Origin of the sequence: Geothrix sp. SG200 (assembly GCF_022808935.1) — a bacterium.
GTDB classification, from domain to species: Bacteria; Acidobacteriota; Holophagae; order Holophagales; family Holophagaceae; genus Geothrix; species Geothrix alkalitolerans.
In genome coordinates this window covers 165,511-177,129 of the sequence record NZ_JAKZFR010000001.1, presented here as the reverse complement: position 1 = coordinate 177,129, position 11,619 = coordinate 165,511, and the positions used below count along the sequence as shown (strand labels likewise).

General features: G+C 69.1%; 11 protein-coding genes. 8 read left to right on the top strand and 3 right to left on the bottom strand.

What is annotated here, in order from left to right:
• Positions 1-111: 111 nt before the first annotated feature.
• Complete coding sequence (locus ML539_RS00805) at positions 112-1,029, top strand: AraC family transcriptional regulator (RefSeq protein ID WP_243319719.1); 918 nt, start codon at positions 112-114, stop codon at positions 1,027-1,029.
• 89 nt (positions 1,030-1,118) lie between these two features.
• A complete protein-coding gene (locus tag ML539_RS00800) occupies positions 1,119-1,271 on the top strand; it encodes a hypothetical protein (RefSeq protein ID WP_243319718.1) in 153 nt (50 codons plus the stop codon).
• A 76-nt stretch (positions 1,272-1,347) separates the two neighbouring features.
• On the opposite strand, the gene lon is transcribed toward ML539_RS00800, so the two are convergent.
• Positions 1,348-3,744 carry an endopeptidase La gene (gene lon / locus ML539_RS00795; protein WP_243319716.1) on the bottom strand — a complete coding sequence of 799 codons (2,397 nt, stop codon included), beginning with the start codon at positions 3,742-3,744 and terminating at the stop codon, positions 1,348-1,350.
• Positions 3,741-4,181 carry an Hsp20/alpha crystallin family protein gene (locus ML539_RS00790; RefSeq protein ID WP_243319714.1) on the bottom strand — a complete coding sequence of 147 codons (441 nt, stop codon included), beginning with the start codon at positions 4,179-4,181 and terminating at the stop codon, positions 3,741-3,743. The genes lon and ML539_RS00790 overlap by 4 nt, the downstream gene beginning before the upstream one ends.
• 86 nt (positions 4,182-4,267) lie before the next feature.
• On the opposite strand from ML539_RS00790, the gene murA reads away from it, so the two are divergent.
• The 5 genes from murA to ML539_RS00765 all read left to right on the top strand — a co-directional run bounded on the left by murA (position 4,268) and on the right by ML539_RS00765 (position 9,068).
• Complete coding sequence (murA, locus tag ML539_RS00785; protein ID WP_243319712.1) at positions 4,268-5,569, top strand: UDP-N-acetylglucosamine 1-carboxyvinyltransferase; 1,302 nt, start codon at positions 4,268-4,270, stop codon at positions 5,567-5,569.
• Positions 5,570-5,606: 37 nt separating this feature from the next.
• Complete coding sequence (locus ML539_RS00780) at positions 5,607-6,296, top strand: YafY family protein (protein ID WP_243319709.1); 690 nt, start codon at positions 5,607-5,609, stop codon at positions 6,294-6,296.
• Positions 6,297-6,362: 66 nt separating this feature from the next.
• Complete coding sequence (locus ML539_RS00775) at positions 6,363-6,866, top strand: DinB family protein (protein ID WP_243319706.1); 504 nt, start codon at positions 6,363-6,365, stop codon at positions 6,864-6,866.
• 91 nt (positions 6,867-6,957) lie between these two features.
• Positions 6,958-7,905 (top strand): ribose-phosphate pyrophosphokinase, encoded by a 948-nt coding sequence (locus tag ML539_RS00770; RefSeq protein WP_243319704.1) that lies wholly within the window; start codon positions 6,958-6,960, stop codon positions 7,903-7,905.
• The gene (locus ML539_RS00765) at positions 7,905-9,068 is read left to right on the top strand and encodes a class I SAM-dependent methyltransferase (RefSeq protein WP_243319702.1); all 1,164 of its coding nucleotides are present in this window, start codon (positions 7,905-7,907) and stop codon (positions 9,066-9,068) included. Before ML539_RS00770 ends, ML539_RS00765 begins: the two co-directional genes overlap by 1 nt.
• A gap of 62 nt (positions 9,069-9,130) precedes the next feature.
• Here the strand turns inward: ML539_RS00765 and ML539_RS00760 are convergent, their stop codons facing one another.
• Positions 9,131-10,816: a DUF4382 domain-containing protein gene (locus tag ML539_RS00760; RefSeq protein ID WP_243319700.1), complete on the bottom strand. Its 1,686-nt coding sequence runs from the start codon at positions 10,814-10,816 to the stop codon at positions 9,131-9,133.
• 145 nt (positions 10,817-10,961) lie between these two features.
• Between ML539_RS00760 and ML539_RS00755 the strand changes: the two genes are divergently transcribed.
• Positions 10,962-11,600: a hypothetical protein gene (locus ML539_RS00755; RefSeq protein WP_243319698.1), complete on the top strand. Its 639-nt coding sequence runs from the start codon at positions 10,962-10,964 to the stop codon at positions 11,598-11,600.
• Positions 11,601-11,619 lie beyond the last annotated feature (19 nt).

The following is an 11,619-nucleotide window of genomic DNA, read 5'->3' as shown; positions in this document are numbered from 1 at the left end:
AGGCCCGGGGATGCTGGTGGGAGGGCCATGATCCAAGGCGTACAACTGTCGCGACAGGGTGGCCCGGAAACCAGCCCGCCGCCTCCCCGGAGGGTGCACTAGGATGAAGGCATGCCGGGTCGCCCTGACATTCCCGTCGCCTTCCGGGGCCTGTACGACAGCCCCCTCGTCGGCGTCCGTGAATACCGCTGCCATGCCTGCGGCGGCGGCCCCGGGCCCGAAGAGGCCTCCGACGCCAACACGCTCGTTCTCATGCGGCATGGCGCCTTCTGCCGGCATTTCAGCCGGAGCCACGCCACCGCGGACGTCAACCAGGCGGTCTTCTTCTCGAAGGGATCCACGTATCGCGTGAGCCACCCTGGCGACGGCGGAGACAGGGGCACGGTATTCGCCGTCGCGCCGCGCGTCCTCCAGGACATCATCCGGGAGCTGGATCCCACGGTGGATGATCGGCCGGAGCAGCCCTTCCCCTTCGTGTCCGGCCCCTGTGATTCGACGGTCTTCTGGAGGCACCGGGAACTGGTGCGGCGCCTGGAAGCAGGGGCCGGAGCCCTGGAGCCCTTCTGGGTGGATGTCACGGCCCTCCAGATCGTGGCCGACGCCCTGGAGGCCGCCTTCGCCCAGCAAGGCCATCCCCGCCGTCCCCGCCGGGAGGGCACGGAAGCCGATCATGAGGCCCTCGTCGAAGCGGCCAAGAGCCACCTCGCGGCCCGCCTGGGGGAACGCCTCAGCCTCGACGAGGTGGCCCAGGCCGTCCACGCCTCGCCCTTCCACTTCGCCCGCGTGTTCCAGCAGCGCACCGGGATTTCCATCCATCGCTACCTCACCCTGCTGCGCCTCAGGGCCTCCTTGGATCGCCTGGCGGGCGGCGAGGCGGATCTGACCGCCCTGGCCCTGGAGCTCGGCTTCTCCAGCCACAGCCACTTCGCGGACGCCTTCCGGAAGGAATTCGGCCGGACGCCTTCGAATGTGCGAAGGAACGCCAGCGTTCGAACGCTGCGTCAAATGAGCAAGAATCTGGAAGTTTGAGAATCCGCCCTTTCCTACCTTTGTTCTCACAGGGTTCGAGCCCGGCGGCCATGGTGGCCTCACGTCGAACCCCCACGAGGAGAAAGTCCATGAGCATCGAAAAGTGCCCCGTGTGCGACTGGGACATGAAGGACGGCGGGATCAAGGTGCGGGTGGCGGGCAAGGAGCTGACCGTCTGCTGCGATGAATGCGCCGCCAAGGTCAAGGCGAACCCCAACGCCTACGCCGCCGAGGCCAAGTAGGCGCTCCTGAAGGCCAGGGCCCGGATCCACGCGGACCGGGCCCTCCTTGTTCATGGGAAAGCGCATGCCGCCCGCCTCAGGGGCCTTCTTCCAGGACCGCGCCGAGCGCTTCGTACACCTGGTCGATCCAGATGATCCGCAGGCGCTCCCGGGCCAAGGGCGGGATATCCTCCAGATCCTTCCGATTCCGGGAAGGCAGCATGACCCGGGTGATCCCTGAGCGCAGGGCCGCAAGCACCTTCTCCTTGATGCCGCCCACCGGCAGGACGAGCCCCCGCAGGGAGATCTCTCCAGTCATGGCCGTGTCGCTCCGGACGGAGCGTCCGGTGAACAGGGAGACCAGCGCCACGAACATGGCGATGCCAGCGCTGGGCCCGTCTTTCGGCGTGGCCCCGGCCGGCACGTGGATGTGGACATCCAGCCGCTCGAAGTCCTCGCCCGCCAGGCCCAGCTCGCCCAGGTGCCCCTTCAGGAGGGACAGGGCGGCCTGGGCGCTCTCCTTCATCACGTCGCCCAGCTGGCCGGTCAGGAGGAGCTTGCCGCTGCCCGGCATCCGGGCCGCTTCGACGAACAGGATGTCGCCGCCCACGGGGGTCCAGGCGAGCCCCGTGGCCACGCCCGGCCTTCCCGAGCGCATGGCGCTCTCCGACTCGAACCGGGGCGGGCCGAGGATCTCGCCCAGATCCTCCGGCTTCACGCGGACGGTCTCCAGCCTGCCTTCGGCCACGCCCATGGCCACGTGGCGGAGCACGGATCCGATCTCCCGCTCCAGGTTGCGCACGCCGGCCTCCCGCGTGTAGTCCCGGACGATGCCGGTGAGGGTCCCCTCCTCGAAGGCGCACTGCGGCGCCGTCAGCCCGTTGGTGGCCAGTTGCCGCCCCACCAGGTACCGGCGTGCGATCTCGAGCTTCTCCTCCTCCGTGTAGCCGGGGAGCTGGATCACCTCCATGCGGTCGCGGAGCGGGCCGGGAATGGTCTCCAGCACATTGGCCGTGCCGATGAACATCACGTGCGACAGATCGAAGGGGAGGCCGAGGTAGTTGTCGCGGAAAGTGCTGTTCTGCTCCGGATCCAGGGCTTCCAGCAGGGCCGAGGCGGGATCGCCGTGGAACCCCCCGGCGCCCAGCTTGTCCATCTCGTCCAGCATGAACACCGGGTTGCGTGTGCCGGCGTTGTGGATGCCCTGGATGATGCTGCCGGGCAGGGCGCCGATGTACGTGCGCCGATGGCCCCGGATCTCCGCCTCGTCGTGGACGCCGCCCAGACTCGCATGCACGAACTTTCGCCCAGTGGCGTGGGCGATGCTCTGCCCGAGCGAGGTCTTCCCCACCCCGGGAGGTCCGACGAAGCACAGGATGGGGCTCTTCCCCCCGGGGTTGAGCTTGCGGACCGCCAGGTACTCGAGCATGCGCTTCTTGACCTTCTCCAGGCCGTAGTGGTCCGCGTCCAGGATCGTCCGCGCCTCGGAGATGTCGATGCCGGCCTCGCTTTCGCGGGACCAGGGCAGCTCGGTCAGCCAGTCAAGGTAGGTGCGGATCATGGAATATTCGGCGGCCGAATCCGGCATGCGCTGCAGGCGCCTCAGCTCCTTGCGGGCCTGCTTCTCGACGTCTTCCGGCATCTTCGCGTCGGCGATGGCCTTCGCGACCGCCTCCAGCTCCGCCGCCGTCTCGTCCGTGTCCCCGAGCTCCTTCTGGATCTGCTTCAGCTGCTCGCGCAGAAGGAATTCCCGCTGCTGGGCGTTCATGGCTTCCCGCGTCTGCTCGGTGATCTTGCGGGACATGTGGATCACTTCCAGGGCGTGAGCCATGCGGGCCAGCACCTTGTCCAGCCGCTCCCGCACATCGAAGGTCTCGAGGATGTCCTGCTTGTCCTGGGCCTTGATGTCCATCAGCCCCGTCACCAGATCGGCGGCCGGTCCTGGCGCATTGAGCTGCCGGATGGCGTTGATCAGCTCCAGGGGAGGCATGGGGAGGGCTTCGGCGTATTCCTGCACCTGCTGGCGCAGGGTGACGAGCCGGGCTTCCAGGGCGCTGGACAGAGTGTCGTCCTCCCGGACCCGGATGATGCGGGCGGCCAGAAAGGGCCACCCGTCGAGGAATTCAAGCACCCGGAAGCGCTGCTCCCCGTGGCAGATGAGGTGGTGGGAGCCATCCGGCGTCGTGATGAACCGGAGGATGTGGGCCAGGGTCCCGACCTGATAGAGGTCTTCCGGTCCCGGCTCCTCCTTGGCGGGATCCCGCTGCAACAGGAGCCCCAGCCCGCGTTCCGTCTTGATGGCCTCCTGCGCCGCGATGACGGATGGCTGCCCCTGGCCGATGGTCACCACCGTCACCATGCCAGGGAAGAGGTCGAGTTTCGGCACGGCGATGATGGCCGCGGCATCCTTGGGAAGGTCGGGTACCGACAGCGGCTCCGGCTCGGCCTCCCTGACGGGTTCGCGGCCGGCCCGCGATCCATGGATCCTGGTCATGACCCGCCAGCCTTCCGGATCGTGAGGAGCAGGCAGCCGTCGCTCCATTCATTCCGGACGACTTCGAGCCCCGGGGGCAGGCCCTCGATCCGGCGCTCGAAGTGGCCGTGGGGGATCTCCACGCGGTGGATGGCGCCGACGCGGTCCTTCCAGGGAACGGGTAGTTCCCCGCTGATCACCAGATCGGTCCCTTCCCAGAGCACCTTCAGGCGGTCGACGGACCGGCCCGGCAGAGCCACCACGATGCGCAGGCCTCCCTCGGACTCGAAGATGTCCACCGGCGGTTCCCAGGCCGGACGGCGCGACGCGGACCGGCCCACGTGGAAGAACTGCTTCTGCAGGCGCTCGGCCTCGTTCAGCACCTCGAGGGCGCGGGTCCACATCCAGGTTCGGGGGTCGCCGGGTTTCATGGTGGGAGCACCGGGGTAAACCTTCATGGCCTCCCTCCGCCCAGCCCCACTTCAAGCATGGTGATTCGTCCCCCCTCCGCAAGGTTGGGCTACGCTGGAAGGCTGGAGTTTCGATGGACCGACTGGTGATCCAAGGTGGACAGGCCCTGCGGGGGCGCATCCGGGTGTCGGGGGCGAAGAACGCCGCCCTGCCCTGCCTGGCAGCGGCCCTGTTGACGCCGGATGCCGTCGTGCTGTCCAACCTGCCCGCGGTGGCGGACATCCGCACCATGGTGAAGGTGCTCCAGTCCCTGGGCACGGAGGCGGCGCTGGAGCCCGAAGGCGAGGGCTTCGAGCTGACGGCGAAGCTGGCCTGCGGGGGCAGCGAGGATCCCAAGGCCCCCTACGAGCTGGTGAAGACCATGCGGGCCTCCATTCTCGTACTGGGGCCCCTCCTCGCCCGCTTCGGGAAGGCCACCGTGAGCCTGCCCGGCGGCTGCGCCATCGGCGCGCGGCCCGTGAACCTGCACCTGGAGGCCCTGGAGCGCATGGGCGCCGTGATCGAGATCAGCCACGGCTACATCCACGCCTCGGTGAAGGGCCGGCTCAAGGCCATCGACCACGCCTTCGCGAAGGTGAGCGTGGGCGCGACCGAGAACCTCCTCATGGCCGCGGCCCTGGCGGCGGGCACGACGGTCCTGCGCAATGCCGCGCAGGAGCCGGAGATCGGCGACCTGGCCCAGCTGCTGGTCAAGATGGGCGCGAAGATCGAGGGCATCGGCACGGGCACCCTCACCATCACCGGCGTCGAGGGGCTCCATGGCTGCGAACACGCTGTCATCCCGGATCGCATCGAGGCGGGCACCTACCTGTGCGCCGTGGCCGCCGCCTGCGGCGACGTGGTGCTGGACCGCTGCGAGCCCGAGCACCTGCGGGCCCTGCTGGACCTGCTGGAGCGCTCGGGCTGCGTCATCACCGAGCGCGAGGGCCAGGACGGCCGCCAGCTCCGCATCCAGCGCGAGTGTGGCCAGAAGCTGCGCTCCAAGGACGTCACCACGCTGCCCTTCCCCGGCTTCCCCACGGACCTGCAGGCCCAGGTGATGGCCGTCATGACCCAGGCCTGCGGCATCAGCGTCATCAACGAGGGCATCTTCGAGAACCGCTTCCAGCACGCCATGGAGCTGGAGCGCCTGGGCGCCAACCTGCGCACGGACGGCCACACGGCCATCGTGGCCGGCCCCGCGGAGCTGACGGGCTGCACGGTCATGGCCACGGACCTCCGGGCCAGCGCCGCCCTGGTCATCGCCGGCCTCGTGGCCACGGGCGAGACCATCGTGGACCGCATCTACCACCTGGACCGCGGCTACGCCGGCCTGGAGAAGAAGCTCCAGGGCGTGGGCGCCCGCATCGAGCGCGTGGGCGGCGGCCGAGTCTAGGCCTGGTCCGGACCGACGCCCCAGATCTCCGATCCTCATGCGCCGCGCCGACCGCCTGTTCCAGATCGTCCAGCTGCTCCGGCGCGACCGCATCAGCACCGCCGCGAAGCTGGCCCGGGAGCTCGGCGTCAGCGAACGGACGCTCTACCGCGACATCGCCGACCTCATGGCCTCCGGTGTGCCCATCGAGAGCGAGGCCGGGGTGGGCTACAGCCTGCCGCGCCACTTCGACCTACCGCCCTTCATGTTCAACGCCGAAGAGGCCGAGGCCCTGCTCCTGGGGGCGCGCGTCGCGGCGGCCTGGGGCGATCCCTCGCTCCGGGCGGCGGCGGAGAGCCTGCTCCGGAAGGTGGAGGCCGTCCTGCCCCCGGGCCGGCGGACGGCCCTTTCGGATCTCCCCTTCCTGGTCCCCGACTTCCACGTGCCGCCCGAGACCGCCCGCTTCCTCGGGGATCTCCGCCAGGGCCTCCGCGAGCAGCGCCGGGTCCGGATCACCTACGCCCGGGCGGACGGGACAGGCTCGGTGCGGGTGGTTCAGCCCCTGGGGGTGATCTTCTGGGGGTACCGCTGGCACCTGGCGGCCTGGTGCGAGCTCCGCGAGGCGCTGCGGACCTTCCGCGTGGACCGCATCCAGGCCAGCGAGCTCCTCGGGCCCTTCGAGGCGGTGGCCGGCCAGGGCCTGGAGGACTACCTGGGAAAAATCAGGACGGAAAAGACCAGGCTCTGAACACTCCTGCCACCAGGCTGTCAGGAGCCAGCGTCATGATGGTCCTCCATCACCCAAGGAGCCCCCATGGCCCTCGCCAAAGCCCTCCTCCCCGAGTTCGAACACGAAACGGCCACCCTGCGCCGGGTGATCGAGCGCATCCCCGCGGACCGGATGGACTACCGTCCACACCCCAAGTCCTTCACCCTCCATGACCTGGCGAACCACCTGGTCACGATCCCGGGGTGGGCCATCACCACCCTGAAGGAGACGGAGCTGGACTTCGGCCTGCCGGAGACCCGGGCGAAGCAGCCCAAGCCGAGCGCGACCACCGAGGGGCTGCTGCGCACCCTGGACGCGGCCGTGGAGGGCGCGCTGAACGCCCTGAACCAGGCCTCCGACGAGGATTTCCAGGTCGTCTGGACCCTCAAGAACGAAGGCCAGGTCCTCTTCGCCATGCCGCGCATCGCGGTCTACCGCGGCTTCGTCATGAACCACCTCATCCACCACCGGGCCCAGGTCGCCGTCTACCTCCGCATGCTGGATGTGCCGGTTCCTTCCATCTACGGGCCCAGCGCCGACGAGAACTGAGCCGGAGCCGGGCCAGGCTGCTCCCGCCTCATCCCTGTGACGACCTCCACCCAGGGCCTCGGCTACACTTGGAATCGAGATCGGGGGATCCATGTTCGGCGAGATGAAGGTGTTTTCCGGGAGCAGCCACCCGGAGCTGGCGAGGGGCATCGCCACACACATGGGGATGCCCCTGGGCAAGCTCAAGATCACCCGGTTCTCCAACGAGAACATCAAGGTGAAGATCGAGGAGAACGTCCGCGAATCGGACGTCTTCGTGATCCAGACCTCCTGCCCGCCCGTCAGCGACAACCTGCTGGAGCTGCTGATCCTCATCGACGCGCTGAAGTTCGCGTCCGCGGCCCGCATCACCGCCGTGCTCCCCTACTTCCCCTACGCCCGCAGCGACAAGAAGGACGAGGCGCGCATCTCCATCACGGCCCGGCTGGTGGCCGACCTGCTGGAGACCGCCGGCGCCGACCGCGTGCTCACCATGACCCTGCACGCGCCGCAGATCCTGGGCTTCTTCCGCAAGCCCGCGGATCAGCTGCTGGCGACGCCCACCCTCACGAACTACTTCAAGACCAAGGATCTCACCAACACCACGGTGGTGGCCACGGACGCAGGGGCCGCCAAGTTCGCCGGCCATTTCGCCAAGCGCCTCTCCGTGCCCATGGCCATCATCGACAAGCGCCGCTTCGACGATTCCGAAAAGGCCCAGAGCGTGGCCCTCATCGGCGACGTGAAGGGCCGCGACGCCATCATCTACGATGACGAGATCGCCACGGGCGGCTCCATCAAGGAGGCGGCCCGCATCCTGCGCGAGTTCGGGGCCAGGACGGTCCGCGTGGGCGTCACCCATGGCGTCCTCTCAGGGAACGCGGTGGAGACCCTCAACTCCGCCAACCTGGACGAGCTGGTCATCACCGACAGCATCCCGGTTCCCCCGGATCGCGCCAAGGCCCTGCCCAACCTGCGGGTGCTCTCCACGGCCGCCCTCTTCGGCGACGCCATCCTCCGCATCCATGGAGGCCGCAGCATCAGCGAAATGATGGACTGATGGCCGTCCGCCTTGGGCCCATCGACGGACCTCCGGGTCTCGACCTGCTGGGGCCCGAGGGACCGGAGATCTCGTCCCTCCTGACGCGCCCCTTCCTGGCCCTGCACCGGGCTTCGGGCCTCTACACCGCGCGGACCTGCCTGCACCTGCTCTTCGATCTGGGATGGGAGGCCCGGCTCCGGCAGGGGGCAACCCTCGAATCCTTGTGTGAAGGCCTGCCCGCCCAGGCCCGCAAGCCCCTGGCCTGGATGCTGCCCTTCCTCGCCAGCGAGGGGATGCTCGCCCAAGAGGGCGACCGCTTCGTCCTGTCCAGCAAACCCGATCTGGACCTGGCCGGCATCCGGGAGGCCGTGGAAGCCGAGGCGCCGGGACATGCGGCCAACTTCGACCTCCTCGACGGGGTGCGCTCCCACATCCGTCCCTTCTTCACGGACGGGAAGGACGGGGATTCCCTGCTCTTCGGGCTGTCCCTCTTCCCTCTCTGGCTCGCCTACTTCCGCAACGAGAACCTCGTCTACTTCCCCAACAACTTGTTGACGCTCCTGGCTCTCCGAAAGGGGCTGCCGGAAGGCGCGCGGATCCTGGAGCTGGGCGGCGGCGTGGGCTCCTTCGCCCAGCTTGTGGCCGCACGGGGCGCCGCCGAAGGCTGGCTTTCCCGGATGGCGGAGTACCGCTTCACCGACGTGGCGCCCACCTTCATCCACCGGGCCCGGCGGCGCCTTCCGGAGGCGGCACCCGGACTCCCCCTCTGCTTCCAGACCCTCGACCTGAACCAGCCCCTGGGGGGCCAGGGCATCGAGCCGGAGAGCCTCGACGCCATCGTGGGGATCAATGTCCTGCACGTGGCCCAGGATCTCGAAGCCACCCTGCTCGACCTGCGGAGCCGGCTGAGGCCCGGCGGGCGCCTCGTGATCGGCGAGTGCCTGAAGCCCACCCTCGACACGCCCCTCTACCTGGAATTCTTCTTCAGCTTCATCCGAAGCTTCACCGAGGTGAAGCTCGACCCGCGCTGGCGGCCCCGGCACGGCTTCCTCACCCCCGAGGCCTGGGACGACTGCCTGCGCCACGCGGGCTTCCGGGACGTCCGCCACATCCCCCCTCCCCGCCCGCTGATGGACCGGCATCCGGCCTTCAACGTGGGAGCGATCTCGGCCGCGGTCTGAGCGTGCAGGTACGAAAAAGCGGCGCCCCTCGCGGAGCGCCGCCCCACCCAGGGAGGGGTGGATCAGAACCCCGTGAACACCACCACGGCGTAGGCGGCATAGGTGCCATCGGGCTTGGGCACCACGGCCACGCGGGCCTGGGTGGCCGTCACGAGCTTGGTGGCCCAGGCCGTCGCGTCCACGGGGGTGACCGTGATGGCGCCGCTCTGCTTGGCCACCTCCAGCACCAGCGGCTGCGCGCCCATGGTGGTGTTCAGGGTGACGGTGACGGACTGGGTGGCGGCAGTGGAATCCACGAAGGTGAAGCCCAGCTGGCCGCCATTGTAGGAGGTGCTGATGGTGCCCTTCGGAAGGGCCACAGGCATGAAGATGGCATTGTTGGCATCCCAGGCGCTGGTGCCGGTGTTCCAGACCAGGTCGCTCAGGCCCCGGGGCATCAGGTCGGGGGAGATCGTGCCCATCATGCCCATGCCCATGCCGGAGCAGGCCGAGGAGAAGGCGCTGACGCTGCTGGACGTCATGCCGGGGAAGCCCACGTACCACCAGGCGAAGGCGCTGTCGTAGGCGTGGATCCGGTCGCCGCTGGCGTGCTGGTAGGTGAAGGAGCTGGTGGAGGCCGCGCTGATGCGGCCGCCGTCCACGGCGCGCTGGATATTCACGGACTGCGCGTGCATGGGCGTGGCGAGAGGATCCTTCACCTGGACCTGGACCTTGAAGCCCGTCCAAAGGTTGGCGAGGGCCGCCGATCCGGTGCCGAAGGACTGGGCCATGTGGTAGGTGAAGGCGGTGTCGGGGTCGATGGCGATGGTCCGGGGCGTGCCATTGCCGGAACTGACCACCATGAGGCCGTTGGCCTGGTCCACGCCGTAGACATGGCCTTCGGGCGTCCAGGGTTGCAGCGGGTTGACGCTGTACCACACGCGCACCGCCCAGAGGCTGCCATCCGGCTGCATGCGCAGGGAGACCAGCGCGTACTTCCCGGCGGCCAGGCCCGAGAGGCTGCCGACCGTCTTCGTGTCGGCGTCGAAGAACCAGGCGCCCGTGCCCACGTTCACCGTGAGGTCGTTGCCGCTGTCCGTGTGAAGCACGAAGCTCGAGGTGCCCACGGAGGCGATGGTGCCCTTGCGATGGCGGAACATCAGCTGCGCCACGCCGGTCATGCCGTTGGCGTTGGGTCGGTGCCTGACCTGGAGGTTCATCACCCAGGTGCCGTCCGGCAGCTGCACCAGGAAGAGGGGATGGCTCAGGTCGAAGTCGAGCTGGACGGCATTGCTGCCGTTGGCGGTCACCACCAGGTCGGAGCTGAGGTTCACGAGGACGCTGCCGCCCGCCACCTTCACCTGGCTGGAGGGTACCGCCGTGCCATCGGCCTTCACCAGGTTCACGCTCGTGGGATCGATGGTGATGCGCAGGGCGTCGTAGGTGCCCGCGGGAATCTGCGCCGAGGCCAGCAGCTCGCCCACGCTGTCCAGGTCCACCAGGTTGATCTTGGCGCTGGCGCCCTGGAAGGCCACCACCTCCCTGGTGTGGTCGGCCTTGTTCAGGAAGGCCACCTGGGTGACCACCACCTCGACGGCGGACCACTGGTCCGACGGGGCGTCGGTGAGGATGACGGCCGCCGTGCCCATGGGCGTGGCGGAGCCGGCGGTGCTGCTGGAGGAACCGCCGCCGCAGGCCAGGCCGAGGGCCAGGGCGGTGAGGCCCAGGGGAAGCGCCAGCAGGGGGTAAGCGCGGAGAACAGGGCGCATGGGAATCTCCATGGGGCGGAGCCGGGCTCCGGATGAAGGGGAAAGCGGACACCCCTCTGACCCGCCCTTCCGGGAAAGGGTTGATCACAGGTTTCAGGATGCAATCCGGAGCCCGGGTCCGGCCAAACTGGTCCAGGGAGATCGAATGGCCTCCACCCTGCGGGACCTCCTCATCCAGCGCGCAGCCCGCCTCCAGGGCCGCCCGGCCCTGACGGCCCCCGGCTGGGGGATGTTGACCTACGCCCAGCTGCGCAACCGCGTCGAGGGGGTGGCCCTGGGTTTGCTGGCTGACTCACCCCCCGCGGCGGTGTTCAGCGCCACGGGCACCATCTGGGATTGGGCCGCCGAGCTGGCCGCGGCGGCCTCGGGCCTGGCGTGGGAGCCGGAAGGGCAATCCGTGCCCATGGAGGTCCTGGGCGGCCCCCGCTTCAACACCGAAGCCGGGCGCAGCGCCTACCATGCCCGGGAACAGGTCGTCACCGAGGGCACACCCTTCACGACAGGTCTGACCCATGGCGAACTGATGGTCCGCCTGCGGCGCCTGAACGGGCTTCTGGGCTGGGATCACGACACCCGCGTGGACCTGCCCCTGGCCCGCCTGGGCGAGCCTGCCCTTCGCGCAGCCCTCTGGAGCGCCCTCTTCGCCGGCGCCCATGCCGTGCTGGCCCCTTCCGCCGCCCCGGCTACCGGCCTCCTGGCCCGCTTCCGCCACCACGAAACCCCATGGGATCCGACACCATTCAAGGCTTTCTGGGCCCCCCTCGGGACGGCCACGGACCGATAGCCGATCGCGGAGCCCGCTC

Excerpts from the sequence above, each read along its gene's own strand:
- ML539_RS00805 (WP_243319719.1), top strand. The coding sequence starts at position 112 with ATGCCGGGTCGCCCTGACATTCCCGTCGCCTTCCGGGGCCTGTACGAC.
- ML539_RS00800 (WP_243319718.1), top strand. The coding sequence starts at position 1,119 with ATGAGCATCGAAAAGTGCCCCGTGTGCGACTGGGACATGAAGGACGGC.
- lon (WP_243319716.1), bottom strand. The coding sequence starts at position 3,744 with ATGACCAGGATCCATGGATCGCGGGCCGGCCGCGAACCCGTCAGGGAG.
- ML539_RS00790 (WP_243319714.1), bottom strand. The coding sequence starts at position 4,181 with ATGAAGGTTTACCCCGGTGCTCCCACCATGAAACCCGGCGACCCCCGA.
- murA (WP_243319712.1), top strand. The coding sequence starts at position 4,268 with ATGGACCGACTGGTGATCCAAGGTGGACAGGCCCTGCGGGGGCGCATC.
- ML539_RS00780 (WP_243319709.1), top strand. The coding sequence starts at position 5,607 with ATGCGCCGCGCCGACCGCCTGTTCCAGATCGTCCAGCTGCTCCGGCGC.
- ML539_RS00775 (WP_243319706.1), top strand. The coding sequence starts at position 6,363 with ATGGCCCTCGCCAAAGCCCTCCTCCCCGAGTTCGAACACGAAACGGCC.
- ML539_RS00770 (WP_243319704.1), top strand. The coding sequence starts at position 6,958 with ATGTTCGGCGAGATGAAGGTGTTTTCCGGGAGCAGCCACCCGGAGCTG.
- ML539_RS00765 (WP_243319702.1), top strand. The coding sequence starts at position 7,905 with ATGGCCGTCCGCCTTGGGCCCATCGACGGACCTCCGGGTCTCGACCTG.
- ML539_RS00760 (WP_243319700.1), bottom strand. The coding sequence starts at position 10,816 with ATGCGCCCTGTTCTCCGCGCTTACCCCCTGCTGGCGCTTCCCCTGGGC.
- ML539_RS00755 (WP_243319698.1), top strand. The coding sequence starts at position 10,962 with ATGGCCTCCACCCTGCGGGACCTCCTCATCCAGCGCGCAGCCCGCCTC.